At 61.9% G+C, this 24,181-nt stretch carries 27 protein-coding genes; 8 read left to right on the top strand and 19 right to left on the bottom strand.

Annotation, left to right across the window (positions count from 1 at the left end; all coding sequences use genetic code 11):
- The first annotated feature begins 174 nt into the window (after positions 1 to 174).
- From ACTV8E_RS18305 to ACTV8E_RS18290, 4 genes are all read left to right on the top strand, one after another.
- Positions 175 to 519, top strand: coding sequence for a YggL family protein (locus tag ACTV8E_RS18305; RefSeq protein ID WP_443200417.1), 345 nt, complete (start codon positions 175 to 177; stop codon positions 517 to 519).
- Positions 520 to 675: 156 nt separating this feature from the next.
- Positions 676 to 1,545, top strand: a complete 870-nt coding sequence (locus ACTV8E_RS18300; RefSeq protein ID WP_443200416.1) for an alpha/beta hydrolase family protein — start codon at positions 676 to 678, stop codon at positions 1,543 to 1,545.
- Positions 1,542 to 1,967, top strand: coding sequence for a MarR family winged helix-turn-helix transcriptional regulator (locus ACTV8E_RS18295; protein WP_443200415.1), 426 nt, complete (start codon positions 1,542 to 1,544; stop codon positions 1,965 to 1,967). Before ACTV8E_RS18300 ends, ACTV8E_RS18295 begins: the two co-directional genes overlap by 4 nt.
- 161 nt (positions 1,968 to 2,128) lie before the next feature.
- On the top strand, positions 2,129 to 2,512 hold the full coding sequence (locus ACTV8E_RS18290; RefSeq protein WP_443200414.1) for a hypothetical protein: 384 nt from the start codon (positions 2,129 to 2,131) through the stop codon (positions 2,510 to 2,512).
- A gap of 86 nt (positions 2,513 to 2,598) precedes the next feature.
- Here ACTV8E_RS18290 and ACTV8E_RS18285 read toward each other — a convergent pair whose 3' ends face one another.
- Positions 2,599 to 3,009, bottom strand: coding sequence for an SDR family oxidoreductase (locus ACTV8E_RS18285; RefSeq protein WP_443200413.1), 411 nt, complete (start codon positions 3,007 to 3,009; stop codon positions 2,599 to 2,601).
- A gap of 11 nt (positions 3,010 to 3,020) precedes the next feature.
- Here ACTV8E_RS18285 and ACTV8E_RS18280 point away from each other — a divergent pair, with 11 nt between their 5' ends.
- Entirely contained in the window at positions 3,021 to 3,416 is a 396-nt protein-coding gene (locus ACTV8E_RS18280) for an SDR family NAD(P)-dependent oxidoreductase (protein WP_443200412.1), read from the top strand.
- On the opposite strand, the gene ACTV8E_RS18275 is transcribed toward ACTV8E_RS18280, so the two are convergent.
- The 4 genes from ACTV8E_RS18275 to ACTV8E_RS18260 form a co-directional block, all read right to left on the bottom strand.
- On the bottom strand, positions 3,368 to 4,657 hold the full coding sequence (locus ACTV8E_RS18275) for a serine hydrolase domain-containing protein (protein WP_443200473.1): 1,290 nt from the start codon (positions 4,655 to 4,657) through the stop codon (positions 3,368 to 3,370). The two genes, ACTV8E_RS18280 and ACTV8E_RS18275, sit on opposite strands and share 49 nt — an antisense overlap.
- A 221-nt stretch (positions 4,658 to 4,878) precedes the next feature.
- Positions 4,879 to 7,839 carry an HD domain-containing phosphohydrolase gene (locus tag ACTV8E_RS18270; protein WP_443200411.1) on the bottom strand — a complete coding sequence of 987 codons (2,961 nt, stop codon included), beginning with the start codon at positions 7,837 to 7,839 and terminating at the stop codon, positions 4,879 to 4,881.
- Positions 7,840 to 7,909: 70 nt separating this feature from the next.
- Positions 7,910 to 9,238, bottom strand: coding sequence for an ATP-binding protein (locus ACTV8E_RS18265; protein ID WP_251836332.1), 1,329 nt, complete (start codon positions 9,236 to 9,238; stop codon positions 7,910 to 7,912).
- On the bottom strand, positions 9,235 to 9,930 hold the full coding sequence (locus ACTV8E_RS18260) for a response regulator (protein ID WP_251836331.1): 696 nt from the start codon (positions 9,928 to 9,930) through the stop codon (positions 9,235 to 9,237). The genes ACTV8E_RS18265 and ACTV8E_RS18260 overlap by 4 nt, the downstream gene beginning before the upstream one ends.
- A 271-nt stretch (positions 9,931 to 10,201) precedes the next feature.
- Here ACTV8E_RS18260 and ACTV8E_RS18255 point away from each other — a divergent pair, with 271 nt between their 5' ends.
- On the top strand, positions 10,202 to 10,837 hold the full coding sequence (locus tag ACTV8E_RS18255; RefSeq protein WP_251836330.1) for a c-type cytochrome: 636 nt from the start codon (positions 10,202 to 10,204) through the stop codon (positions 10,835 to 10,837).
- A gap of 14 nt (positions 10,838 to 10,851) precedes the next feature.
- Positions 10,852 to 11,856 (top strand): c-type cytochrome, encoded by a 1,005-nt coding sequence (locus ACTV8E_RS18250; RefSeq protein WP_443200410.1) that lies wholly within the window; start codon positions 10,852 to 10,854, stop codon positions 11,854 to 11,856.
- A 239-nt stretch (positions 11,857 to 12,095) separates the two neighbouring features.
- On the opposite strand, the gene ACTV8E_RS18245 is transcribed toward ACTV8E_RS18250, so the two are convergent.
- The 6 genes from ACTV8E_RS18245 to ACTV8E_RS18220 all read right to left on the bottom strand — a co-directional run bounded on the left by ACTV8E_RS18245 (position 12,096) and on the right by ACTV8E_RS18220 (position 16,612).
- A complete protein-coding gene (locus ACTV8E_RS18245; RefSeq protein ID WP_251836328.1) occupies positions 12,096 to 13,076 on the bottom strand; it encodes an FUSC family protein in 981 nt (326 codons plus the stop codon).
- Positions 13,077 to 13,455: 379 nt separating this feature from the next.
- Positions 13,456 to 14,784, bottom strand: a complete 1,329-nt coding sequence (locus tag ACTV8E_RS18240) for a deoxyguanosinetriphosphate triphosphohydrolase (RefSeq protein ID WP_443200409.1) — start codon at positions 14,782 to 14,784, stop codon at positions 13,456 to 13,458.
- Positions 14,785 to 15,057: 273 nt separating this feature from the next.
- Positions 15,058 to 15,414, bottom strand: coding sequence for a hypothetical protein (locus ACTV8E_RS18235; protein WP_251836326.1), 357 nt, complete (start codon positions 15,412 to 15,414; stop codon positions 15,058 to 15,060).
- A complete protein-coding gene (locus tag ACTV8E_RS18230) occupies positions 15,411 to 15,797 on the bottom strand; it encodes a phage holin family protein (RefSeq protein WP_251836325.1) in 387 nt (128 codons plus the stop codon). The genes ACTV8E_RS18235 and ACTV8E_RS18230 overlap by 4 nt, the downstream gene beginning before the upstream one ends.
- Before the next feature lie 11 nt (positions 15,798 to 15,808).
- Complete coding sequence (locus tag ACTV8E_RS18225; protein WP_251836324.1) at positions 15,809 to 16,216, bottom strand: DUF883 family protein; 408 nt, start codon at positions 16,214 to 16,216, stop codon at positions 15,809 to 15,811.
- A 129-nt stretch (positions 16,217 to 16,345) separates the two neighbouring features.
- Positions 16,346 to 16,612 carry a hypothetical protein gene (locus ACTV8E_RS18220; RefSeq protein ID WP_443200408.1) on the bottom strand — a complete coding sequence of 89 codons (267 nt, stop codon included), beginning with the start codon at positions 16,610 to 16,612 and terminating at the stop codon, positions 16,346 to 16,348.
- Between the two features lie 224 nt (positions 16,613 to 16,836).
- Between ACTV8E_RS18220 and ACTV8E_RS18215 the strand changes: the two genes are divergently transcribed.
- Complete coding sequence (locus ACTV8E_RS18215; protein WP_251836322.1) at positions 16,837 to 17,073, top strand: glutaredoxin family protein; 237 nt, start codon at positions 16,837 to 16,839, stop codon at positions 17,071 to 17,073.
- A 166-nt stretch (positions 17,074 to 17,239) separates the two neighbouring features.
- Here the strand turns inward: ACTV8E_RS18215 and ACTV8E_RS18210 are convergent, their stop codons facing one another.
- The 8 genes from ACTV8E_RS18210 to ACTV8E_RS18175 all read right to left on the bottom strand — a co-directional run.
- Entirely contained in the window at positions 17,240 to 17,962 is a 723-nt protein-coding gene (locus tag ACTV8E_RS18210) for a sulfite exporter TauE/SafE family protein (protein ID WP_443200407.1), read from the bottom strand.
- Complete coding sequence (ccoS, locus tag ACTV8E_RS18205) at positions 17,955 to 18,164, bottom strand: cbb3-type cytochrome oxidase assembly protein CcoS (RefSeq protein ID WP_443200406.1); 210 nt, start codon at positions 18,162 to 18,164, stop codon at positions 17,955 to 17,957. The genes ACTV8E_RS18210 and ccoS overlap by 8 nt, the downstream gene beginning before the upstream one ends.
- 28 nt (positions 18,165 to 18,192) lie before the next feature.
- Positions 18,193 to 20,649: a heavy metal translocating P-type ATPase gene (locus ACTV8E_RS18200; RefSeq protein ID WP_443200405.1), complete on the bottom strand. Its 2,457-nt coding sequence runs from the start codon at positions 20,647 to 20,649 to the stop codon at positions 18,193 to 18,195.
- Positions 20,650 to 20,660: 11 nt separating this feature from the next.
- On the bottom strand, positions 20,661 to 21,161 hold the full coding sequence (locus ACTV8E_RS18195) for a FixH family protein (RefSeq protein ID WP_273534933.1): 501 nt from the start codon (positions 21,159 to 21,161) through the stop codon (positions 20,661 to 20,663).
- Between the two features lie 15 nt (positions 21,162 to 21,176).
- On the bottom strand, positions 21,177 to 22,589 hold the full coding sequence (ccoG, locus tag ACTV8E_RS18190) for a cytochrome c oxidase accessory protein CcoG (RefSeq protein WP_443200404.1): 1,413 nt from the start codon (positions 22,587 to 22,589) through the stop codon (positions 21,177 to 21,179).
- A 125-nt stretch (positions 22,590 to 22,714) separates the two neighbouring features.
- Positions 22,715 to 23,638 carry a cytochrome-c oxidase, cbb3-type subunit III gene (ccoP, locus tag ACTV8E_RS18185; protein WP_443200403.1) on the bottom strand — a complete coding sequence of 308 codons (924 nt, stop codon included), beginning with the start codon at positions 23,636 to 23,638 and terminating at the stop codon, positions 22,715 to 22,717.
- On the bottom strand, positions 23,635 to 23,820 hold the full coding sequence (locus ACTV8E_RS18180) for a cbb3-type cytochrome oxidase subunit 3 (RefSeq protein WP_443200402.1): 186 nt from the start codon (positions 23,818 to 23,820) through the stop codon (positions 23,635 to 23,637). The genes ccoP and ACTV8E_RS18180 overlap by 4 nt, the downstream gene beginning before the upstream one ends.
- A 7-nt stretch (positions 23,821 to 23,827) precedes the next feature.
- Positions 23,828 to 24,181, bottom strand: a 354-nt coding sequence (locus tag ACTV8E_RS18175) for a cbb3-type cytochrome c oxidase subunit II (RefSeq protein WP_443200401.1), incomplete at its 5' end; no start/stop codon positions are given.

Genomic DNA, 24,181 nt, shown 5'->3' with positions numbered 1-24,181 from the left:
GCAGGGAAATGAAGAGGGCGGCCTCTCCTTGGCCCGTTATGGGTTGGTCAGCAGTATGGCTACAAAGTTTGAGGTGCGAGGTGCCGCTCGACGGTTGGTTGGCGGACAAGAGAGGCGGGCGGTGCGAGAGCGAAGCTGGTAAAGTGCCGCGCAACATTTATCTGAGGAATACCCATGGCTACTAATCGTTCCCGCCGCCTGCGCAAGAAGCTCTGTGTCGACGAATTCCAGGAACTGGGTTTTGAAATCACCCTGACCTACAAGGAAAACCTCGCTGACGACCGACTGAACGACTTCCTCGACGCCTTCCTAGTCGAAGCCGTCGATTCCAATGGTCTGGGTTATGTTGGTGGTGAAGACTACGGTTTCGTCTGCCTCGGCAAGCGTGGCTCGGTCAGCGCCGAACAGCGCGCACAGGTCGAAGCCTGGCTCAGGGGCCGCGACGAACTGGCTGAGTTCACCGTCAGCCCGCTGATGGACGTCTGGTATCCGGAAAACCCGGTGAACAACCCGGCGTAATCGCGCTCGGGGCGGGTGCAATGCCCGCCCTGTATCACTCCAGGTTTCTTTCCTCCACTGATTCCCCTTTCTGACACGGCATCAAGCAGCGCTTGTTGGAAATTAGTTCGCATGTTAAATAAAAGGTTCACATGTGAATCAACTTGCGAGCGCGCCATGACAACAACAATTCATCCGATCCGCTGTGCCGACGGCTTTACCTTGCAAGCCACCCTGCACGCCAGTCAGTCAGCCGCCAAGGGGCTGGTCCTGCTCAACCCCGCCACGGCCGTCACCGAACGCCTGTACGCCCCGTTTGCTCGCCATCTCGCCGCCCAGGGTTTCCATGCTGTCACCTACAACTACCGAGGCATGCAGCAAGGCGCTGCGGCCAAAAACGTGCAGGCCGGTTTCAGCACCTGGGCGGATCAGGATGTCGAGGCGGTGACCCGCTGGGCCGCTGAACAGCATCCAACCCTGCCGCTGTTGGCGGTGGGTCATAGCTTTGGCGGGCACGCCATCGGCCTTTGCGAGAGCAGCAAACTGTTGAAAGGGGCGGTGATGATCACCGCCCACGCGGGCTGCCTGCGCTTTGTCTCACCGCTCGGCGAACGTCTCCGGGTCACCGCGATGCTCAAGGCCATCGGCCCGTTGTGCGCGCGCACTCTGGGTTATGTGCCCGGCAAAAAACTTGGTATCGGCGAGGACCTGCCGGGTCAGGTGATGCTGGAATGGAGCCGCTGGACGTCGTTGCCGCGCTATTTCTTCGATGACCCGCGCATGAACGCCGTCGAACGTTTCAGCCGTCCGAGCATGCCGGTGTTGTCGATTGGCTTTAATGACGATCCCTGGGCCCCCAGCGAAGCGGTCGATCTGGTCAGCGGTCACTTAATCGGCTGTGCAGTGGAGCGCCGGCAATACGGCCCCGAACACAGCCGTAACCAGGCCATCGGCCATATGGGCTTTTTTCGCGACCGGCATGCCGACACCCTGTGGCCGGAAGTCACCGCCTGGCTGCACCACCACGCGGAGCGCGCAGCGGTATGAGCCATGATCGCCGTTACATATTTCTGCTCAACCTGGCCCAGAAACGCCTGCAGCGGCATATCGAACAGCAGACCGAAAACCGTGCCGGCATCAGCGCTGTGCAAGCCGGCGCGCTGTTCATCCTGCAGAAACAGGACGGTGCACTGAGTGGCGAACTGGCCGCCGCGCTGGACATCGCCCCCTCGGCGATGACTGGCCTGGCCGACCGCATGGTGCGCGCGGGATTGATCGAACGGCGTACCGACACCCTCGACCGCCGTATTAACCGCCTGTGGCTGACCGACAACGGCCGCGCAGCCGCCACCCGCGCTTTGGCGGAACTGGCACCGCTGAACAAGACCCTGAGCGAGGGGTTCAGCGAGGAGGAAATGGCCGTGGTCTCGCGCTGGCTGGGGGCAGTGCAGCAGCGTTTTCAGCTTTAGAAGGCAGGGCTTGCCTGGCATGCATTCGGATACAAAGTCGGCCCCTGTAACTATTTGATTCTAAAAAGATTGCTATATGCTTGGCGGCAATAAGGCCGGCCAGCGAGGCCGGCCTGTTTCCGTGCATCAGCATGGAAGGTTATCCATCCGAGGAGAGTACGTTGAAAAACCTGAAATTCCCGAGCCTGGTTCTGGCTGGTTTGCTGGTGGGCGGCCTGGTGCCGGTTGAAGACGCCGAAGCGCGTGCCAAGCGTTCCAGCTCCAGCAAAATGATGAAAGCACCCGCCAAAGCCCCGGCCAAGGCACCCGCCGGCCGCTACGGTTCTTCCCCCAACGCACAAAACGCCGCGCCGGCTGCTGCACGTCCCGCCGCACCTGCACAGGCCGCTGCACCCGCTGCTGCTCCGGCAGCCGGCGGCGGCATGATGGGCGGTGTAATGGGCGGTGTGGTCGGCGGCATGGTTGGTGGCGCGGTGGTCAACAGTTTGTTTGCTGATGATGCGGTTGCCGATGAGGCTGTGGTGGAAGAGGGTGTTGCTCAGTAAGCCTTTCCAACGTGTGAAAAAGCCCGTGAGCGCTTTGGCGTTCACGGGCTTTTTACCTCTTGGACTGAGGTGGCTGCCTGTCGAGCTTAATCCAGCGTTTGCACGCCTCCGCCGTTGACGAACAACACCTGTCCGCTGACCCATTGCGATACAGGGGCAGCAAAGTAGAGAACAGCCCCCGCAATGTCTTCGGGTTCACCCAGGCGCTTGATCGGAGTATGTGCGAGCATGCGGGTTTCGATTTCCGGGGTGAGCACGGTAGCTAGTGCCCCCGTTCTGACTGCGCCGGGGCCAACCGCGTTGATGCGAATTTCCGGGCCGTAGTCATGAGCCAGATTCGCTGTCATGTGATTGATGGCGGCTTTGGAGGCGGCGTAGGCACTGATGGCGGGACTTTTGTTGATCGAGCTCATCGACGACATAGTGATGATTGAGCCATAGCCGGCCTTTTTCATGTGCGGTGCGCACAGTTGCGCCAGGCGCCAGGCACTGAACACATTGAGTTGAAATGGCCGTTCGAATTGTTCCTACAGCCCTTTTCGACTTGAACGGCAAAGTCGCCATCGTAACCGGTGGTGGCAATGGCATCGGCGCCGCTTGCTGCCGGATGCTGGCTGATTCCGGGGCCACCGTGGTCATTGCCGACTTGAGGGCCGCGGACGCGCAAAACGTTGCCGACGAGATTACAGCCCGCGGCGGTGAAGCCTTGGCGATGGAGTGCAACGTGCTGCATGACGAAGATTTAGTCGCGCTGGTGCAACGCACGGTCGTCGAATACGGCGGGCTTCACATTCTCGTCAACAACGCCGGCGCGGCGGCGCAGGCAAAGAAAGTCCGTTCGACATCTCTCTGGACTCATGGGGTTTCATTCCTTTCGATTAAATACTGTGCAACCGCTTCATAGGCGGGCAACGATGTTGGATCGTTGGCACTGTTGGTGGCGACGGGGTGCGAGGCGAAACGCACAATGACCATTTCGGCCTTGGGATCAATGTAGATGGCTTGTCCATGCACACCTCGCGCGGTAAAAGCGCCATGCGCGTTGCCGGTATGCCACCACATATCCCGATAAGACCAATTGGACAGTGCTGAATGTCCCGACTTTGCAAACGCAGCTTTGCTGCCGCCGGCGGCAATACCTTCGAGAGCGCGGACAGGCAAAACATGTTCGCCTTGCCAGCGCCCTTTGTTGCGAATCAACTCGCCAAAGCGGGCCATGTCGCGCAATCCGGCGTTGAAGCCGCCGCCGGCGAAGGGCGTACCGAGTTCGTCCACTGAATAGTAACTGTCTTGTTCCATGCCGATTTTGCTCCACACGCGCTCGGCCAGCAGTTCGTCCACCGATTGGCCGCTGGCGCGGGCGATGAGCCAGCCCAAGGCGTCAGCATTTGGGGTTTTGTAGCCGAAGGCTTCGCCGTGGGTATCTGCCTTTTTTATCGTTTGCAGCGCGGTGTAATAGCCGATCGGCCCGCTATAAGCCTTGGGCTTGGGCAGTGGGTTGCCCGCCGCTGAGAACGCCCAGATTTCTGCGTTGGGGTTCGCATAGTCTTCGCTGAATTGCAGCGCGGTGGTCATGTCCAGCACCTGCCGCACGGTGGCGTCGGCAAACGCGGAGCCTTTGAGTTCGGGAATGTACTCGGTGACCAGGCGGTTTTCATCCAGCGTGCCTTCGGCGACCAGGACGGCACCCAGTGTGCCGGTGAGTGACTTTGTCACTGACATCGCGGCGTGTGCTTTGTCGGGCGTTAGCGCGCCAAAGTAACGTTCGTAAACGATGTGGCCGCGGTGCAGGATCAGAATGCCATCGGTGTAGTTCTGCCACAGCGATTCTTCCCACGTCATGTCTTTAGCGGCATTCAGTGGGCGGAAGGTGATCGCGTCGATGCGAGGGTCGAGACGCTGAGGCAACTGGACCGGCGCGCCCAGCCCGCGTGACACATTGACGGTGGGCATGAATTCACGCATGTGAACCACACTCCAGCGTAGGGCCGGAAACTCGAAAAACGTACCCTCGGCAAAGCTTAAGCGCTTGTCCTGGGGGGGCGGGAAACCCTGCATCCAACCCATTTTGATCGGATCGCTTTCTTGCGCTGACGGAAACATGCTTTGGGTTTGAGCAGACCCCTGTGGCGAAAAGAAACTCATGCCTGAAAAAACAAATAAGCAAACAATAAAACCGCGATGGCGCTGCTTGATATTGCTTCGCATAAGGAGGTCCTCGGCAAGTCGTGAGTCAAAACGTAGCGCTGAATCGCCTCTATCTCGTAGACGCCTCAAAGCCTTTGGGTCCACGTCTGCGCGAGGACGACGGGAGTTACTCGTCATTCCCGCGCAGGGGGAATTGCCTGATTAATCAATACAGGCTGTCAGCCATCCGCCCCACACGCTGCCCTCTGCAACACCGCCTCAACATCCACGTCATCAATCTGCTCTTCCTGCAAATACCGCTTGGCATAGCGCCAGGGCACGTCGCTGCGTACGAACAGTTCGAACAACTCCGGGTCGATGTGCCGGTTGCGGCACATGGTGGCCATCAGGCCGAGAGCTTCGCTGAGGGTCTTGCCGCGCTTATAAGGGCGGTCGACGGCGGTGAGTGCTTCGAAGATGTCGGCGATGGCCATCATGCGAGCCGGCAGGCTCATTTGTGCGCCGGTCAGGCGACGTGGGTAGCCGTTGCCATCCATGCGTTCGTGGTGGCTGCCGGCCATGTTCGGTACGTCGCGCAGGTGGGCGGGGAAGGGCAACTGTTCGAGCATGATGATGGTTTGCACAATGTGGTGATTGATGATGTAGCGGTCTTCTTCAGTCAAGGTGCCGTGGCGGACGGAGAGGTTGTGCAGTTCGCCGCGGTTGAATTTGTGCTGCGGCACCTGCATGTGAAAACCCCAGGGGTTGTCGGGCTCAAGGCGTTCCTGGGCGGGCCATTCGATACAGTGCTCGGGGCGATCGGCGAGGAGTTTTTCTTCCACCGGAAGGGGAAGGGCGGGATGTTGCGCTTTGCGCTGGGCTTCTTCCCAGGACAGCCCCAGGCGGTCGTCGAGGGTGCGCAGCCAGCGGCGTTCAGCAATGCGCTGCAGGCGTTGCAGGTCGACATCGGCCATGTTTTCACCGCCCAGGTTGCACTGGGCGACGAAGGCGAAATCATCGTCCAGTTCGTTGAGCAGGCGGTCGCGTTTGGTGGCCAGTGCGGCGTCGTCCGCGCCGGCGGCGCGGGCCTGCCAGTAGTAGATCCAGACGTCGCGTTTGAGCACTTCAAAGCGCGTGCGGATTTCATGGATGCGGTCGTAGATCGTTTCCAGCTTGGTGGCTTTGTCGACCACATATTCGGGCGTGGTGACCTTGCCGCAGTCGTGCATCCAGGCGGCAATGTGCAGGGTTTCCCAGTCGTCGGCATTGGGACGGTAGTTGGCGAATGCCGGTGCGTTGCTGGCGGCGGCGGCCTTGGCGAGCATCATGGCGAGTTCCGGCACGCGCTGGCAGTGCCCGCCGGTGTAGGGGCTTTTCGCATCGATGGCGCCGGCGATGACCTGAATGAAGGCGTCCAGCAGTTGCTTTTGTTTATTCAGCAGACGCTGGCTTTCGATGCTCAGGGCAGCGGCACCGGAGACGGCCTCGACGAAGGCGATGCGTTCCGGTTGCAGTAGGCTCGGGTCGTCATCCTGGGCGCTGCTGTGCCGGTTGGCCAGCAGCAGCACGCCGATGGTGTCGCCCTGGCGGTTATGCAGCCCGCAGGTGAGCAGGTGGGCTTGCCGGCACTGGAGCGTATCCAGCAGTACGCGCAAGTCTTCGGCCTGTTCGTAGCCCAGGGCCAGTACCATGCTTTCGCCGCCCTCAGCGGGCTGGCGCAGCCACACCGGCGCGCTGGCGCTGTCGGCATAGCGGGTCAGGCGGTGGGTTTCCAGGCAGGAATCGGCATCGATGCCTTCGCAGATCCAGCCGTGGGGTTCCAGTCGTCCACTGTCGGCATCGCGCAGGTACAGCAGGCCGGCGTCGGCCTGGGCGATGCCTACGGTCTCGCGCAGCACGCGTTCAAGCAGTTCGTCGTAGCGGGTTTCGGCGGCCAGCGAGGCATTGATTTCCAGGAAGCTGGCCAGGCTGGTTTTCATGCGCTGCATGACCAGCGCCAGCTGATCGACCTCCAGTACCAGTGAGCGCCCCGTACCGGGATGGCTGAAATCGAAGCGGCCGATGGCTTCGGCATTGCGTGCCAGATCGCGCAGCGGCTTGACCACCAGCCGCGAAGCCAGCCAACCCAGCGGCAGGCAAAGCAGCAGCACGCCGAGAGTGATCAGCGCGCCCTGCCAGCGGATGCGCAAAGCATCGGCGAGCAGTTCATCTTCAGGTACCAAAATCGCCAGGTTCAGCCCCTTGGGACCGCCTTCGTACAAGTGACTGCGGGAGACGAGCCAGTTGCGCCCCGCTAGATGCAGGCGGCCCTGGAGCAGGTCGGGCATGTCCAGCAAGGCCGCCAGGCCAGGGCTGAGTTCGCGTGCCTGGATCAGGTCGTTGGCGTCGTTACCCACCACGAGACGCTCGCTCAACGGATAGGCCACGGCGCGGCCCTGGCTGTCGAACAGCACCAGTTGGGTATCCGGGGTGACGTTGTGACGGGCCAGCGTGGCGGACAGATTGGCCAATGTAAGGTCGGCGGCCAGCACCGGGCCCATGCCGATGCGCCGGGCGAGGGTGGTGCCGACTTGGCGGCTGGAATAAAACACATAGGGTTCGGTGGTGATCTGGTCATCGCTTTCTCCCGCGCTGGCGTACCATTCGCGTAGCCGGGGATCGTAGGGCTCCACGGCTTGTGGCACCTGACTGATCAGCTGCATGTGGCTATCGAAAAACTGATGAAGGGAATGTTGCTCGCCATTGCGACGCTCGATGGACCACACCTGATAGGTGGCTTGCGCTGGCGCATTGAGGAGAGCCTTCAAGTGCGCGTGTCGCAGGGGGCGGACCATGAAAAAATCGCCGTCCGGGTAGCCCAGGTAAAGCGAGTCCAGCTGCGGGTTGTCGCGCAAGGCCTGGATGAAGGGTTCGAACAGCGCCATACGCTGTGGCAGGCTGTCACTTTGTGCGGCGGGTGCGAGGGCGAGCAGGTTGAGCAAGTGGCGAATCGGCGTGAACGTCTGTTGAAGGTCCTGCTCTACGGCAAGCTGGATCTGCTGGGACAGCTTGGCGCTGCTGTCATAAATAATCTGGCTGGTTTGCCGGTAATGAAAAAAACCGAGAATCAGTGCGCTGATCAGTAGCAGGGCGCCAATCAGCAGGGCGATGTGAACATGCAGGGGCAGGCGTCGGGCGTAGCTACGAGCCGAGTGGAACATGCAGAACTCCTGTGGCAGCCATCTTCCAATGAGGCCCAGAGGGCTTGCTTCTCAGCTTAGCGATAGGGCCTCAGGTCTGCCTGCGCAGGCGGGTGGTCAGGCTGGCTGAAAGACCGCCTAGGCCATTGGCAATGCTCAGGGAGCAGCCGCAGCGTTGCGCGATGGCCTGTACGATGGCCAGCCCCAGTCCGCTACTGCCGCCCTGGCCGTGTCGCCAGAAACGCTGGGTGAGATGTTGCATGTGCTCATCGGCGATGCCGGGGCCATGGTCACGCACGGTAAAATCGACAGTGTCGTCGATGTGTTCTACCTGCAGTTCGACGGATGTGCCTGGCGCGGTATGGCGCACCGCGTTCTCCAGCAGGTTGCGCAGTGCGGTGATGGCCAGAGAAGGCGGCATGTCCAGCGGGGCGGGCGACAGGTCTTCGCCCAGGTGCAGGATGATGGGCGTGTCATGGGACGTGCTGACATCCTCGATGGCCAACCGGGCAATGTCCGCAGCGTTGCACCGCAGACCATCGTCGAACGGCACGTCGCCGTCCAGGCGCGCGAGCAGCAGCAGTTGTTCCAGGGTGCATTGCAGGCGGTTGGCACCTTCTTCGGCGTGGGCCAGCGCCTGGGCGGCGGTGGCGCCTTCGGTCATGCGCGCCACCTGCAGGTGAGTCTTGATCGCGGTCAACGGGCTGCGCAGTTCGTGGGCGGCGTTGTCGGTCAGGCTGCGTTCGCGTTCAACGGCCTCGGCAATGCGTCGTAAGAGCTGATTTTGCGAGGCCACCAGCGGTCGCAGTTCGCTCGGTAGCGCCGGCACCTGCAGGGGTTGCAGGTCGTCGGCACCGCGCTGAGTCAGCGCATCGCGGATGCGTTGCAGCGGCGCCAGGCCATGGGCAATGCCGAGCCAGAGAATCATCAGGCTGCCCAGCAAGGCCAACCCGACCGGCACGGCGGCGCTCAGCCAGATCGAGTGTTCGATGACAGTGCGCTCATCGATGCGGTCGGCGGTGGTGATGCGCAGGTCGTCCTGGATCAGCGTGAAGCTGCGCCAGGGAATACCTTCGATGACCTGGGTGCGGAAGCCTTTGCCGCCGGCATCCAGTTGGCGATCCGGGGTGGAATGGCTGCGCGAGAGAATTTCGCCGCGCAGTGAGCTGACCTGGCAGGTCAGCCCGTTGGGAATACCTAGCTGTTCGGCGCTCAGGCGGCGTTCGTGCATCTCGTTGCGCACCGGTTGCGGCACCTGGGCGATCAGCCCGGCGACCATGCGTGCGGAAGAGGCCAGGCGCTGGTCGAGCGACCGCATCATCTCATCGCGCAGGTCATAGAGCATCCAGGCTGCCGCCAGTGACCAGAGCAGTAGAAAGGCCGTGCCAAGGATCAGCGACAGACGCAGGCGCAGGCTCATGGCTCGGCAGTCGCGCGCACGGGCATGGAGTCGCCGACGGGGCCGAGGCGGTAACCCAGGCCACGCACGGTTTCGACGATGCTGGGGCCCAGCTTGCGACGAAGGTGGTGGATGTGCACGTTGAGGGCGTTACTTTCCACATCGTCGCTGAAGCCGTAGACCGCATCCTTCAATTGCGCGCTGCTCAGCACGCGATCACGGTTGTTCAGCAGGGTTTGCAACAAGGCTTGTTCGCGGCGTGACAGGTCCACCGGCACGCCATCGAGGAAGGCTTGGCAACCGCTCGGGTCGTAGCGCAGGCGACCATGCTCGATCAGGTTCACGCAGCGTCCGGCGGCACGCCGCAGCAGGCTGTGCAGGCGCGCGGCCAGTTCGCGTAGGTCGAAGGGTTTGAGCAGGTAATCGTCGGCGCCGGCTTGCAAGCCGGCAACCCGCTCGGCCACTGCGTCACGGGCGCTAAGAATCAGTACCGGCAGGTTCAAGCCCTGGCGGCGCAAACGCTGCAGCAGGGCAAGGCCGTCTTCATCAGGCAGGCCGAGGTCAAGGATCAGCACATCGAAACAGGCGGCGTGCAGCATAGCCTCGGCCTGCGCAGCGGTGGTGGCATGGTCGACGGTCAGCCCTTGGGCGTTCAGCCCGGCGACGATGCCGTGGGCGATCAGGGTGTCGTCTTCGGTGAGTAAGACATGCATGCGCATTCTCACGGCAAGAAAAGAGAGGTTGGCATTATGCCCAGCTGGTCATCACTTGGCTGCCGTAGGCGGTGTCGAGGCATTCAGAAAGGGAGTGGCGGCGCCCGTAGCGCCTAACGCTCTCGCTTTACGGGAGAGTGCTTTCAGAGTTTCCCTTAATGCTCCGTTAATTCTGCCCCAGCAACATATCCCTATGTGGCGTGTGAGTTTTTTTGTCGCACCCAATTGATGCGTGGTTTTCTCGATGTTCGCAGGGGGAAGAACAATGAAAATGAAACGTACATTCACGGTGGCCATTGCGGCCCTTGGGTTAGGGATTGCCAGCGCCCATGCCGTGGACGGCGACGCCAAGTCCGGCCAGCAGGCGGCTGCCATCTGTGCCGCCTGCCACCAGGTTGACGGCAACGGCATGAACATCCCAGGCGGGGAATCCTGGCCGCGTTTGGCCGGGCTGGATGCCGATTATCTGCTCAAGCAACTGCAGGATATGAAGAGCGGCAAGCGCACCAGTGCGACCATGACGCCGTTCGCGAACATGCTCAGCGAGCAGCAGATGCGCGATGTCGCGGTGTATTTCAGTCAGTTGCCCACTCGCTCCGCCAAGGGCGGAGAAAAGGCCAGCGCCGACGAGCTGGCCCACGGCGAAAAACTCGCGACCGTAGGCGACTGGGATCGCTACATCGTGCCGTGCCAAAGCTGCCACGGGCCGGACAACCAGGGTGTGGGCGCGCACTTCCCGGGAATTGCCGGACAGCACGCCGATTACCTTGCCGGCCAATTGCGCGCCTGGAAGAACGGCACGCGTGACAACGATCCGCAACATTTGATGCTGGCCATTGCCGAGCGTCTGGACGAGCGTGACATCCGTGCGGTGTCGCAGTGGCTCTCGCGTCAATCGGCCCGGTGATCAGGAGCGAATCGATGAACATCTCCACACGTTATTTTCCACAGGCCTGGGCGTTCGCCGCTCTGGTCAGCCTGGTCAGTCTGAATGTGCAGGCCGAGGCGCGTTATCCGGCCAATGTCCCGCAGCCCAAGGAAGGGCAGTTCGTGCATGTACCGCCCACCATGGAAGACCTGGAAAAAAACAACATGCACCCGGAACTCAAACGGGTGATTCGTCGGGGGCATGACCTGTTCGTGAACACCCAGCAACTGCGCGGCAAGAACGTGTTCAACAACATGAACTGCAGCAGTTGCCACATGGGCGAAGGGCGTCAGCCGTTTGCCGGTCCGGTGTGGCCGGCGGCGGTCACTCTGCCGGACTTTCGCGGCAAGAACGGTCATGTGAATAACCTGGAGGAGCGCATTGCCGGCTGCTTCAGCTACTCCATGAACGGCAAGCCGCCCGCCTATGGCAGCGATGACATGATTGCCCTGGCGGCCTATCACCAGTGGCTGGCCAAGGGCGTGCCCATGTATCCCGGGGGCCAGATCTATGGGCGTGGCTACCCACGCCTGCCAGAGCCGGCCAAGGGCATGGACTATGCCCGCGGCAAAAAGGTCTTCGAAACCAATTGCGTCATGTGCCATGGCGCCGACGGCAGCGGCCTGGTGCAAAATGGCAAGGTGGTGTTCCCGGCTACCTGGGGCGACGGCTCGAATAACTGGGGGGCTGGCCTGGTCCGGCATTTCACCCTGGCCTCGTTCGTCAAACACAACATGCCGCTGGGCCGGCCGAACAGCTTGAGCGATCAGGACGCCTGGGATGTGGCCTATTACATCAACAGCCAGGAACGTCCGCAGGAGCCCCGTTACACCGGCGATGTACGAGAAACCCGCGAGAAGTATCTGAAGACCTTTCACGCGAACACCAGCTACGGCCTGAAGGTGAACGGTCGACTGTTGGGTGATCATGACAACGTCGGCGAAAAGGACTTCCTCAAGCCCGACGTGCTGCGGCCACGCACCTTTACCGCAGAGTAACGAGGGCAGTCCATCGCGCTCGGTCGACGGGCTGTGAGCCTGCCTGCTGTGCTAAACGCCACGTCTTCCTGCTTGGGAGACGTGGCGTTTTTATTGGCGCGAATTTATTGGTTGTGTTTGCTGGGGCACTCGTTACGCAGGGGTGGGATGGAAGTGCGCAGTGACCGGGCAGCCTGCCGCAAGAGGTGACTTCGTCGGCGGGTGTTTACGATCGGCGCTGATTACGGACATGCTGCCCGTCAGGCAATGGCCTTGTTGCGTCGGGTCAGCAGCCGCTTGATGAGATGCGTCAACAGCGCCACCAGCAGCACCAGCAGGCTGCCGAGCAGAACGTTGAGCAGACGGCTTTGTGGATCGTTCCAATCCAGCGCCAGGCTTTCGCGCAACAGCAGGCAGCACAGCGTGGTCTGCAGGGAAAACAGCAGGTAATGGTTGGCCTGCAGCGCACGGTTGAAGAACAGTACGGGCAGCAGGCAGGCGCTCAGCATCAGCGGGGTGAGTAGGCTATGCCCAACGGCGGTGAGCAGCGCGCTGGCGATCAGCACCACCACAACTGTTTGCAGCACGCGCTTGAAGCTGGGCACCACATTCAGCTGCAGGGTAATCACCACGGTCAGGCTCAGCCAGTAGCCATGACCCAGTTGCAGCACGTCATTCAGCCAGCCGGCTACGCCAAGGGCCACCATGCACGCCAGTGCGTGCAGGGCCCATTGCTGTTGGGGGGCTTGCCGAGCATGGTTGCGCAGCACCTTGAGCACGGCGAGCAGGCGCGGCATGGGAGGCCAGGTGGGCAAGGCATGCAAGCCGCGCAGGATGAAGGCGAGCAGGGTGGTCCACAGGCCGCCGAGAATGAACAGGGCGGACACCGCCGCCGGCGAATGCAGGTCCCCTTCGCCGTAGCTGCCCTGGCCCAGGCACAGGCAAACCGCCAAGGCCAGGCCGAGCTTGCCGGCCTCGTTGCCATAGCGCTGCAAGAGGGCCAATAGCAGCCCCATGGCGGCGAACAACATCAGGCTGGCCAGCGGTTGCGTGCCCGACCAGTACCCCACACCGGCGCTGCAGGCGCCCACGAGCGTAATCAGCAGCATGCGCAGCATGCCAAAGCGATGCAGGGGGTTGGCCAGCGATGCCTGGAAAGCGCCCAGCGCAGCCCACAGAAACCCGTTGTGGCCACTGACCAGACCCAGTGCCAACGGCAATGCACAGCCGACAGTCGCCATGCTGGCGATGCTCCAGGCCGAGGCACGGATTCGCCAGCGACGGGCGTGAGGTCGAACCTGGGCCATATCAGCAGCGAAGGCAGGCAAGGAAGTAACGAGGCGAGACGTTATCAGCTTGCGTAGGGTACGGAACAACACGCGGCGCTACCCACACCACGGGTTTTAACGGCCTACAGAGAATTCCCCGGGACATTACATTGAGCTTCCTGTCAGGCCATTCGGGCATCTGCGCAAGACGCACCTGGCTGTTGCAGATTAAGAATATTGCGACGGCTAACCCTTAGAGGGACGCCCATGGGCAGCCTCGTATCACCGCCATACGGCTGCTGCGCTCGGCTTGCGCCTGGAGGATAGACTGGCCGTTATGACGAATGTTCAATCACAGCGGCCTGGCGCGCCCGGTCAGTTCCAGGGCCATTTCACTGGCGTAGCTGTCGGTCATTCCCGCGATGAAGTCGATCATACGCAAAAAGGCATGGTGCAACGGCCGGCGGGGATCAGGGGCATTATTGCCGAGCAGATCCAGAACCCGCCGATGCTTGAACGAGGGCGTGCGCCCGCCGTGCTGTTCCAGCGCGGCGCCGCAAAAAGCGTTGAGCAGGATTTCCAAAGTGGTGTAGGCGCCGATCTCATGCAAGGTCTTGCGTTTGTCCTGAAAGATCTTCTCCCTCGCGGTGGCCTTGGCTTGCTGTACGCAATAGCGCGCCGGGCCATGCATGTGTTCGACCAAATCGCCGCGTAGTGTACCGGCCAGCAGGTTGTCGCGCTGTTCGACGAAGGCACGAGCTGCAGCGTTGGTCAGATGCTCGATGGCCTTGCCGCGCAGGATCGCCAGCTTGCGCCGCCGCGAGTCGTTGGGGCCGAGCATGCGGTAGGTTTCCGGCAGGTCGTCACCGACCAGACTGAGCAGCAGCGACTCGACTTCCGGATAGTCGAGCAGGTTCATTTCCAGGCCGTCTTCCAGATCGATCAGCGCGTAGCAGATATCGTCCGCCGCCTCCATCAGGTACACCAGAGGATGTCGGGCCCAGCGGTGCTCGGCAATTTGTGGCAGGCCTAGCTTCTGAGCGACATTCTGCAGAATCGGCAGTTCGCTCTGGTAACAGCTGAATTTGTGTTTCTTGTAGCCCTGGGCTTCGGCGTGCTGCGCGCTCCAGGGGTATTTGAGGTAGGTGCCCAGGGTGGCGTAGGTCAGGCGCATGCCGCCGTCGAACTGGTGATATTCCAGTTGGGTGAGCACACGGAACCCTTGGGCGTTGCCCTCGAAGTTAAGGAAGTCGCTGCGCTCGATTTCACTCATCTCGTCCAGCCAGCCGCGTCCGGCAGCCTGCTGAAACCAATGGCGGATGGCATCTTCGCCGGAATGGCCGAAGGGCGGATTACCGATGTCATGGGCCAGGCATGCGGACTGCACGATCATGCCGAGGTCGGCGGGGTCGCACCAGGCGGGTAATTCATCCCGTAACACTTCGCCGACGCGCATACCCAGGGACCGGCCGACGCAGCTGACTTCCAGCGAGTGGGTCAAGCGGGTATGGATATGGTCGTTGCTGGTGACCGGGTGCACCTGGGTCTTGCGACCTAAACGGCGGAAGGCGCCGGAAAAAATCACCCGGTCGTGGTCCTTGTGGAACGGACTACGTCCAGGTTCTTCGCTGCTGAGCGGCTTGCCGAGACGTTCTTGGTTAAGCAGGGTCTGCCAGTCCACAGGCCTATCCTCATCCAGGGAAAGGCCGTTAGCTTCGACGTTAATGAACCACCCTGCAAGCGAGCCGGCGAGTGGCGCAGGGGTGACGGTTGGCAGGGTGGACAACAGTTTCGATTGCTCACCGAGCGCGATCGTTGGAGGTGGAAAGTGGCCTACGGGTCTCCTCGGAAGTTGTAAGAGCCAGCTTGCTGGCTACTCGTTGCAATCAAGTCCGTCATCGTCAGCAAACTGGCTCCGACCTGATGGAACCGATGGCGCGGCTGACTCACATTGCTAAAGTCGATGCTGGATTGGCCGGCGTTGCAATGTGGGGTGGGGATTGCCGTTCTCTGCTTTTTTTTGCATGGCGCGCACCACCGGATAGACCAACAGGCCGACCCGGGCAAGCTTGCCGATGACTCCCAGACGTTTGCCGAACAAGGCCAGAAACGCGGTGCCGGCGAGCATCATCGGCGTGGTGTTGCTCGCTCGCGACTGCGAAGAGCTGGCGCTGAACAATTGGCGAAGGCCGTTCAACGGGTGGCGGATGGGCTCAGAGTGGTAGCGCAATTGCTGGCGGTGCATTTCCATGCGCAAGCGCACCAGCTCCTTGCGTTGTTCGTGCAGCGGTGGGGTAGTGAGGGGGCTCATGGCAGCAGGCGCTCCCGGTTGCGGGCCAATTCTTCCACGGTGGCATGAAAGAGTTTTTCTCCCTGGCGAGCCAGATGCACGACCTTGACCAGGCAGATCGCCAGGCCGATGGCATACAGCACGCACAGGGCAATGATGGCGAGCATGCGGTGGGTTTCCCAGGCGGCGATCACGATGGCTGCCGACAGGCCTATCACCACCAGCAAGCCAAAGATCAGGCTCAGCGCGGCGTAGATAAACAGACGGAAGGTACGCGACTTTTCTTCCTTGAACTCCAGGCCGAACAGTTCCAGGTGACCCTGCAGCAGACCGAGCGCCGCGCCACCGAGCCGCTTCAGGGAGGGCTCGGTGCCTGGCTCGCCAGTGGGGGTGGTTGCGTCCATCACAGGACCTCTCAGCGCCGCGGAGCAGTTAACAGGCCTAGCAGGAAGCCCACTCCGGCAGCGATGCCCAACGATTGCCAAGGGTGGGTGTAAAGGTAATCCTCGGTGGCCTGCCGGGCCGCCTGGCCTTGCTCGCGCATGCTCGCTTCGCTGTCCTTGAGCATTGACTTGGCCCGTTCGATGTTCTCGGTGATCTTGCCGCGCAATTCTTCGGTTTGCCCGCCAGCACTGTCCTTGGTCTGGTTCAACAAACGCTCGGCATCGCCAATCAGTGTCTGAAACTCCGCTCGCAAGGCCCGCTGCGCGTCATGCAGGTTGCGCCGGTGGGCTTCCTTGTCGATGGGGGACCGGGATTGGGTATCGAACGAGCTCGAGGTGTCGGGCTGTTGGGACGGGTCAAACGGGTCGTTCAGGGCCATGATTGTCTCCTGATGCCGATGGGTGTCCCTGTTTCTGAGCATCGAAGCGGGGCAAGGTTCCTTGAGAAAACGCGAGATCCTTCGCTGAGGGATTAAATGGCCGACGTAGGAAGAATAGAAAACGCAGCATCATCCACGAAGTGTGCCGGTGTAGCGCTCCATGTATTTGGCGATCAGTTGTGCCTCGGTCAGTGCGGGCGGGGCTCGGCGGATGCCGCTGAGCTCACCGAGGTGCTCGCCGAGGGCGCGGGTCTCGGCGCTCGTCGACTGTGCGCACAATTCAAGCATGCGGGGCACCGCATCGCTCTCACCTAAATGGAGGTCCAGCGCAAATTCTTTGCGTAACTGGCGCCGTATGTGTTGCATGCACGCGAGAATTTCCCTGGTCAGTTCCACGCCTGTATTCCTCTAGTTGGTGGTAACTCCACAGAGCACCAGCCGAGCAAGAGCCATACCAGTCACGGCAATGCCAGGAATGACGCGGACATGCAGTCGCTTGCCATTGGCGAAGTGCACAGCAGGGGTGCGTATTGCACCGTTTCTGCGAAGGAGCATCCGGCAGGGATGCCCCGTTGCAGGGCGCGCGCTAAACTGCGCACATCAACATGAGGAGTATTGCGATGCCTCCCGAATGCCAACTCTTCGGCACCCTGGGCTGTCATTTATGCGAAGTGGCCGAGGCACTGCTGATGCCTTTTGTCGAACACGGCTTGTTGGTCGAGCTGGTGGATATCGCCGAGCATGAGGAATGGATGGAGAAGTACGCGCTGACCATCCCCGTCTTGCGCCGCTGCGATACCGGTGCGGAGTTGAACTGGCCGTTCGACGGTGAACAGGTGGTTGAATTTCTGCGATAACGAGCCTGCTGATCGCCAGCGAGTTGGCTCTACAGCTGCACATCACTCACCTCCGCTCGGTGGACAATAAAAACGTTGTCCACCCTACAGGCAACTGAGGCCTCGTTTGCATCGACCGAGGCCAGCCGGAAGCCTCGCGAGCGACAGCGAGCCGCCCGCCGCTCAATTAATGCTGATGCAGTTCACTGGTCGGTTGTGCATGGCTGCCATGACCCATCAGCCACGCCTGGTGTGGCCCGGGCAGCGTCCACAAGCCGAAGAGAATCACCAGCAGGCCACCGGCGATACGCACGCCGCGTTTGCGCAGCAGGGCGGTAAGGCGCTCGGCGGCAAGCCCGGTCGCCAGAAGCACCGGCCAGGTGCCGAGGCCGAAGGCGAACATCAACAGCGCGCTGTCCAGGGCATTGCCCTGGCTGGCAGCCCATAACAGGGTGCTGTACACCAGGCCGCAGGGCAGCCAGCCCCACAGCGCGCCGAGAATCAATGCGCGGGGCACGCTGCTCACCGGCATGAAACGCCTGGTCAGCGGCTGGATAAACCGCCACAAGCCACGGCCCAGGGCCTCGATGCGCGTCAGACCACTCCACCAGCCGGCCAGGTATAGCCCCATGCAAATCAACAGCAGGGCTGCGACCACACGCAGCGCCATGGCGGCCGGACTGCTGGCCACGGCCCAGCCGGCCAGGCCAATCAGCAAGCCAGCGGCGGCATAACTGAAAATTCGCCCAAGGTTGTAGCCCAGCAGCAGCCGCACCCGGCGCCCGCGCTGTTCAGCCGGGATAGCCAAGGTCAGCGCGCCCATCAGGCCGCCACACATGCCCAGGCAATGGCCGCCCCCCAACAGGCCGAGGATCAGCGCCGAAACCAGCTGCGGGGCGAGTTCAAGCACGCGGGTCGTCCTGCTCCGGTTGTTTGTCGTCGGCCTTGTCGACACCGGCCAGGTGCTTGGGATCGTCGTCGTCGAACAGGATGCTGTGGGCGGGGCTGTCCAGGTCATCGTACTGACCATTGTCCACGGCCCAGAAGAATAGCCAGATGGCCAGGCCGACGACGATGACGGCCACGGGAATCATGAAATACAGAGCGGCCATGGGAACCTCCGGTAGGCTGCGAGCGGCGTCAATCCGCCGTTGCTGGCGAAAGTGCCGTGCCGGCGCTGGCCTGGTGTCCAGGTGTGGGCTGGCCAGACAGGCGCAAGGCATTCAACACCACCAGCAGGGAACTCACCGACATGCCGATTGCCGCCCAGGCCGGGGTTACCCAGCCAATGGCGGCGAAGGGCAGGATCAACCCATTGTACGCCGTTGCCCAGCCCAGGTTTTCAATGATGATGCGCCGTGTGCGCCGGGCAATCGGCAGCGCCTGGACCAGGCTGTCGAGTCGGTTGGAGAGCAGCACCGCGTCCGCACTGGTCTTGGCCAGGTCGGTGGCCGAGCCCATGGCCACGCTGATATCGGCGGCGGCCAGTACCGGCACGTCGTTGACGCCATCGCCAAGCATCAGCACTTTGCGACCTTTGCTGCGCAGTTGTTGCAGCACCTCAAGCTTGGCATCCGGTGTAAGCCCGCCACGAGCCTCTTCAATACCCAGTTGGCGGGCAATTTCACCGACCATCGGCGAGCTGTCGCCCGACAGCAGGAGGATGCGCCAACCCTGTTCGCGGCAGGCCTCGATCAGCGCCGGCGCATCGGCACGCAGACGATCATCAAGCACCAGCCAGGCCAGCGGGCCTTGTTCATCGCCGAGCAACAGCCACTGGCCTTGGTCACCGGGAATCGCCGGCGCCGGTTGGTCGTGCAGCGCGGCAACAAAGTCCGGCTGGCCGATACGCAGGCGACGTTCCTGGACCCAGCCTTCCAGACCCAGGCCGGGGTGGCTTTCCACTTGGTCGGCGGCCTGTGCGGCGCGGCCGAACGCGCGAGCGATGGGGTGTTCGGAACGGTTTTCCAGCGCGGCGGCCAAGGCCAGGCAGGCATCCTGGTCAAGATCGCGCAATGGGTGGATCGCGCGCAGGGTCAGACGGCCTTCGGTGAGCGTGCCGGTCTTGTCAAAGATCACCGTATCGATCTGGTTGAGGCCTTCCAGCACATGTCCGCGGGTGAGCAGCAGGCCGAGCTTGTGCAGACTCCCGGTGGCGGCCGTCAGCGCAGTGGGGGTGGCCAGGGACAACGCACAGGGGCAGGTGGCGACCAGCAGGCTGAGCACCACCCAGAAGGCGCGGTCCGAGTCGATCTGCCACCAGACGAGGCCAATCACAGTGGCCACCAGCAGCACGATCAGCAAGAACCAGTGCGCAACTCGGTCAGCCAGTTCGGCCAGGCGCGGCTTTTCGCTCTGGGCGCGTTCCAGCAGACGCACGATGGCTGACAGCCGCGTGTTATCACCCAGCGCCTGTACTTCCACGGTCAGCGGACCTTCCACGTTCAGGGTTCCGGCGGTGACCTGATCGCCGACACCACGCGGCAGGGGCAGGTATTCGCCGGTGAGCAGCGATTCATCGACGCTCGACTGGCCACTGAGGATGCGTCCATCGGCGGGCAGCAGGGCGCCGGGCTGGACCAATACCTGGTCGCCCAGTTGCAATTCGCTGAGCAGAATGCGCTGGCTCTGGCCGTCAGCGTCCAGGCGCAGGCAGGAGCCCGGCAGCAGGTTCACCAGCTGCGCGGTGGCCGCAGCGGTGCGTTCGCGGGCGCGGCGTTCAAGGTAGCGGCCGGCGAGTAGGAACAGCGCGAACATGCCCACGGCATCGAAATATAGCTCGCCCTGGCCGGTCAGCGTCGACCAGATCCCGGCCAGGTAGGCGCCGCCAATGGCCAAGGACACTGACACGTCCATGGTCAGGTGACGGGTGCGCAGGTCGCGCCAGGCACCGCGGAAGAATTGTCCGCAACAATAGAAGACGATCGGCGTGGTGAGAATCAGCGCCGTCCAGCGCAGGATCACGTGGAAGCTGTGGGACAGGTCGAGGTTGAATTCCGGCCAGGTGGCCATGGTCGCCATCATGACCTGGAACCACAGCAGGCCGGCCATGCCGATTTGCCGCAGGGCGCGGCGGTTCTCGCTGGCCAGTTGTTCGGCAGCCTTGTCGGCCTGGTAGGGGTGGGCGGCGTAGCCGACCCGGCGCAAGCTTTTCAACAGCTCGCTGAGGGGAATCTGACTGTCAGCCCAGCGCACCTGCAGGCGGTGATTGGACAAGTTGAGCCGCGCTTCGGCGACGCCCGGTAGGCTGCGCAAGTGCTTTTCGATCAGCCAGCCACAGGCGGCGCAACTGATGCCTTCCACCAGCAGGCAGGTCTCGGCGAGGTCGCCCTGGTGCTGGACGAAGGGCTGCTGAACGTCGGGCCGGTCGTACAGCGCCAGTTCGTCGCTGAGTTCCTGGGGAAATGTCTCGGGATTGGCCGACGGTTCGCTGCGGTGTCGATAATAGCTTTCCAGGCCGCCCTGGACGATGGCTTCGGCCACCGCCTGGCAACCGGGGCAGCAGAACTCACGGCGCTCGCCCAGTACCGGCGCGACAAAGCGGCTGCCGGAGGGAACCGGCAAGCCGCAGTGGTAGCAGGGGGTCGGATGGCTCATCGTGGCGCGGTTCAGTCGCCGAGGCTGACCGGTTCGCCGGACTGCAGATCCTTCTCTTCATACAGGCGCCAGGCCTGGCCGCCTTCCTGGCCGAGCAGCTCGATGAAACGACGGCCCTGGATGGTGTCGTCCTGCATCATGCCCTGGTAGCGACCCTCGCCTTGCGGTTGCAGGATGATGCGCCGGTCCTTTTCTTCCTGGGTCGGCGAAATCACGTTCAGCTCCAATTGCGGCGGGTTGCTGTAGCCGTCGAGCTGCAGCGTCGCCAGACCGGTCTCGTTATCGAGCGTGAGCATGGCTTTGAGGTTCAGCTTGCGCGCCAGTTGTTCTCGCTGCAGCGAGGTATTGATGCCCTTGCCGACGTCATAGTAATTGTCCACCACCATGCTCATCGGGTTCTTGATGGCGATTACCAGCAAGCTGGTGCCTAGGATCACGGCCATGGCAAGGATGCCGATGACGAACCAGGCCCAGAACTGCTTGTACCAGCGACTTTCGGATTGCGACTGCATACTAGCCCTTTTGCTTTAACGGACGACGGGGCCGATGAATCGGCTGTCGGCGTCATTGTTGATGCGTGCGTCATCCGCGGATTGGACGCGGAAGAAGATGGTGTTGGTGCTCGACGGCAGTTTTTCCGGCTCGATGGACAGCTCCACCGGAACCGAGAGCACTTCGCCGGCAGCGACGCGCACGTCGCGCCTGCCTTCAAAAACCAGGCCGTCGAGGCCATCGGCCTTGAGCGTGAACGTCATGTCCTGTTGTGCCTTGTTCATGATTTTCACGGTGTAGACGTTCTCGATGCGGCCTTCCTCGTTCTCGCGATACAGCACGCGGTCTTTGAGGACGTCGATTTGCACCAGCGGGCGGGCAGCTACGGCATAGATGAACAGGCTGAACATGGCCAGCAACGCTGCGGCGTAGCCGATCAGGCGCGGACGAATGAGACGGGTCTTTTGTCCGGACAGGTTGTGCTCGGTGGTATAGCTGATCAACCCGCGCGGGTAGTCCATCTTGTCCATGATGCTGTCGCAGGCGTCGATGCACGCGGCGCAGCCGATGCATTCGATCTGCAGGCCGTTGCGGATGTCGATACCGGTCGGGCAGACCTGCACGCACATGGTGCAGTCGATGCAATCGCCCAGGCCTTCGGCTTTGTAATCGGCGCCTTTCTTGCGCGGGCCACGGGCCTCGCCGCGGCGCGGATCGTAGGAGACGATCAGCGTGTCCTTGTCGAACATCACGCTCTGGAAGCGAGCGTAGGGGCACATGTAGATGCACACTTGCTCGCGCAGGAAGCCGGCGTTGCCGTAGGTGGCCAGGGTGAAGAAACCGATCCAGAACAGCGCCCAGCCGCTGACGTCGAGGGTCAGCAAGTTGGGGACCAGTTCGCGGATCGGTGTGAAGTAGCCGACGAAGGTGATCGCCGTGGCCAGTGCGACGCCCAGCCAGATGGCGTGCTTGGCGAGACGGCGGAAGAATTTGTTGGCGCTCATTGGCGCCTTGTCAAGCTTGATGCGCTGGTTGCGGTCACCTTCAGTGACCTTTTCGGCCCACATGTAGACCCAGGTGAACACGCTTTGTGGGCAGGTGTAGCCACACCAGACGCGACCGGCAAACACGGTGATGAAGAACAGGCCAAAGGCACAGATGATCAGCAGCGCGGACAGCAGGATGAAATCCTGGGGCCAGAAGGTGGCGCTGAAAATATGGAATTTACGCTCGGGCAGGTCCCAGAACACCGCCTGGCGGCCGTTCCAGTTCAGCCACACCGTGCCGAAATAAAGCAGGAAGAGCAGGGCACCGCCGAAACGGCGGAAGTTGCGGAACACGCCGGTAAAGGCGCGGGTAAAGATCTTTTCACGCGTGGCGTAAAGGTCGACGCTTTCGGCCGATTTGACCGTGGGAGTCACATTTCTAACGGGAATCTGTTCGCTCATCAGTACGTACCACAGCTTTAAGTGGATGCCCTGGGTGATGCATGCCACCCAGGGTCAATTAGCCAGCTACCTATGGTACGCCTGAAGGTTCCTTTTACAGTGCGACCTTAGGTCGCATTGGAGCGTTAGTTTTTCTCTCCAGCGCTCTGAGACAGGCTGTACACATAGGCAGCAAGCAGGTGCACCTTGTCGTTGCCCAGGAAGGCTTCCTGGGCCGGCATGTGACCGTTACGGCCGTGGCGCAGGGTCTGCGAGATCTGCGCGAAGCTGGAACCGTACAACCATACGCGGTCGGTCAGGTTCGGTGCGCCCAGCATCTGCAAGCCCTTGGCATCCGGACCATGGCAGACTACGCAATTGGTCTCGAAGATCTTTTGACCTGCGGCAAGATCAACCTTAAGTCCTTCCGGATTTTCCAGGCCAGACAGGCTGCGTACATAACCCGCAGTGTGGCGGATGCCGTCTTCGCCAATCACGTCCTTCCAGCCCGGCATGGCGGCGGTGCGGCCGTGCAGGATGGTGGTCTTGATGGTGTCCGGCTCGCCGCCGTACAGCCAGTCGTCGTCAGTCAGGTTGGGGAAGCCATAGGCGCCCTTGGCGTCGGAGCCGTGGCATACCGAGCAGTTGGAGGCGAACAGACGACCGCCCATTTTCAGGGCTTGCTCGTCCTTAGCCACTTCGGCCACCGGCATGGCAGCGTACTTGGCGAACAACGGGCCGTACTGCTCGTCGGCCTTGGCCACTTCCTTTTCCCACTGGGCAACGCCCGTCCAGCCATTTTCGTAGCCGGGCAGGATGCCTTTCCAGTTACCCAGGCCAGGGTACAGGGCCAGGTAACCGAGGGAGAAGACGATGGTGCCGATGAACATCATGAACCACCACTTGGGCAGAGGATTGTCATATTCCTCGATGCCGTCGTAGGTGTGTCCGGTGGTTTGCTCCGAACTGTCCGGACGCTGGCCCTTGCGGGTCGCGAACAGCAGCCAGGTCAGCGCCGCAATGGTGCCGAGGCTGAGAATGGTGACGTACCAATTCCAGAAACTGGTCATTCGTTATTACTCCGGGAATCTTTTTCTTCGCGCTGGTCGGACTTGGACTCATCGGCGAAGGGCAGGTTGGCGGCTTCGTCAAAACCCTTCTTGCGTTTGCTGTTGTAAGCCCAGAGCACCACGCCGATGAAGGCGATGAATACCACCAGGGTTCCGAGACCGCGTATGAGCCCAATTTCCATAGCTGCGTTACCGTTTGTTCGTGAGCGAGGTGCCAAGGACCTGCAGGTAGGCAACCATAGCGTCCATTTCGGTCTTGCCCTTCACGGCATCCTTGGCAGCGGCGATGTCTTCGTCGCTGTAAGGCACGCCCAAGGTGCGCAAGGCCTGCATTTTCTTGGCGGTGTCCTTGCCGTCGAGGCGGTTTTCCACCAGCCAGGGGTAGGACGGCATCTTCGACTCGGGCACTACGTTGCGCGGGTTGTACAGGTGCGCACGGTGCCAGTCATCGGAGTAACGACCGCCAACACGGGCCAGGTCCGGACCGGTACGCTTGGAGCCCCACAGGAACGGGTGATCCCAGACGCTTTCGCCGGCCACGGA

The sequence above is a fragment of the Pseudomonas sp. B392_1p genome (genome assembly GCF_052245235.1).
GTDB lineage: Bacteria > Pseudomonadota > Gammaproteobacteria > Pseudomonadales > Pseudomonadaceae > Serpens > Serpens gallinarum.
The sequence above is the reverse complement of the archived record's forward strand: the minus strand, read 5'-3'. Positions and strand labels throughout refer to the sequence as shown.

Excerpts from the sequence above, each read along its gene's own strand:
- ACTV8E_RS18305 (WP_443200417.1), top strand. The coding sequence starts at position 175 with ATGGCTACTAATCGTTCCCGCCGCCTGCGCAAGAAGCTCTGTGTCGAC.
- ACTV8E_RS18300 (WP_443200416.1), top strand. The coding sequence starts at position 676 with ATGACAACAACAATTCATCCGATCCGCTGTGCCGACGGCTTTACCTTG.
- ACTV8E_RS18295 (WP_443200415.1), top strand. The coding sequence starts at position 1,542 with ATGAGCCATGATCGCCGTTACATATTTCTGCTCAACCTGGCCCAGAAA.
- ACTV8E_RS18280 (WP_443200412.1), top strand. The coding sequence starts at position 3,021 with ATGGCCGTTCGAATTGTTCCTACAGCCCTTTTCGACTTGAACGGCAAA.
- ACTV8E_RS18275 (WP_443200473.1), bottom strand. The coding sequence starts at position 4,657 with ATGAGTTTCTTTTCGCCACAGGGGTCTGCTCAAACCCAAAGCATGTTT.
- ACTV8E_RS18270 (WP_443200411.1), bottom strand. The coding sequence starts at position 7,839 with ATGTTCCACTCGGCTCGTAGCTACGCCCGACGCCTGCCCCTGCATGTT.
- ACTV8E_RS18265 (WP_251836332.1), bottom strand. The coding sequence starts at position 9,238 with ATGAGCCTGCGCCTGCGTCTGTCGCTGATCCTTGGCACGGCCTTTCTA.
- ACTV8E_RS18260 (WP_251836331.1), bottom strand. The coding sequence starts at position 9,930 with ATGCATGTCTTACTCACCGAAGACGACACCCTGATCGCCCACGGCATC.
- ACTV8E_RS18255 (WP_251836330.1), top strand. The coding sequence starts at position 10,202 with ATGAAACGTACATTCACGGTGGCCATTGCGGCCCTTGGGTTAGGGATT.
- ACTV8E_RS18250 (WP_443200410.1), top strand. The coding sequence starts at position 10,852 with ATGAACATCTCCACACGTTATTTTCCACAGGCCTGGGCGTTCGCCGCT.
- ACTV8E_RS18245 (WP_251836328.1), bottom strand. The coding sequence starts at position 13,076 with ATGGCGACTGTCGGCTGTGCATTGCCGTTGGCACTGGGTCTGGTCAGT.
- ACTV8E_RS18235 (WP_251836326.1), bottom strand. The coding sequence starts at position 15,414 with ATGAGCCCCCTCACTACCCCACCGCTGCACGAACAACGCAAGGAGCTG.
- ACTV8E_RS18230 (WP_251836325.1), bottom strand. The coding sequence starts at position 15,797 with ATGGACGCAACCACCCCCACTGGCGAGCCAGGCACCGAGCCCTCCCTG.
- ACTV8E_RS18225 (WP_251836324.1), bottom strand. The coding sequence starts at position 16,216 with ATGGCCCTGAACGACCCGTTTGACCCGTCCCAACAGCCCGACACCTCG.
- ACTV8E_RS18215 (WP_251836322.1), top strand. The coding sequence starts at position 16,837 with ATGCCTCCCGAATGCCAACTCTTCGGCACCCTGGGCTGTCATTTATGC.
- ccoS (WP_443200406.1), bottom strand. The coding sequence starts at position 18,164 with ATGGCCGCTCTGTATTTCATGATTCCCGTGGCCGTCATCGTCGTCGGC.
- ACTV8E_RS18200 (WP_443200405.1), bottom strand. The coding sequence starts at position 20,649 with ATGAGCCATCCGACCCCCTGCTACCACTGCGGCTTGCCGGTTCCCTCC.
- ACTV8E_RS18195 (WP_273534933.1), bottom strand. The coding sequence starts at position 21,161 with ATGCAGTCGCAATCCGAAAGTCGCTGGTACAAGCAGTTCTGGGCCTGG.
- ccoG (WP_443200404.1), bottom strand. The coding sequence starts at position 22,589 with ATGAGCGAACAGATTCCCGTTAGAAATGTGACTCCCACGGTCAAATCG.
- ccoP (WP_443200403.1), bottom strand. The coding sequence starts at position 23,638 with ATGACCAGTTTCTGGAATTGGTACGTCACCATTCTCAGCCTCGGCACC.
- ACTV8E_RS18180 (WP_443200402.1), bottom strand. The coding sequence starts at position 23,820 with ATGGAAATTGGGCTCATACGCGGTCTCGGAACCCTGGTGGTATTCATC.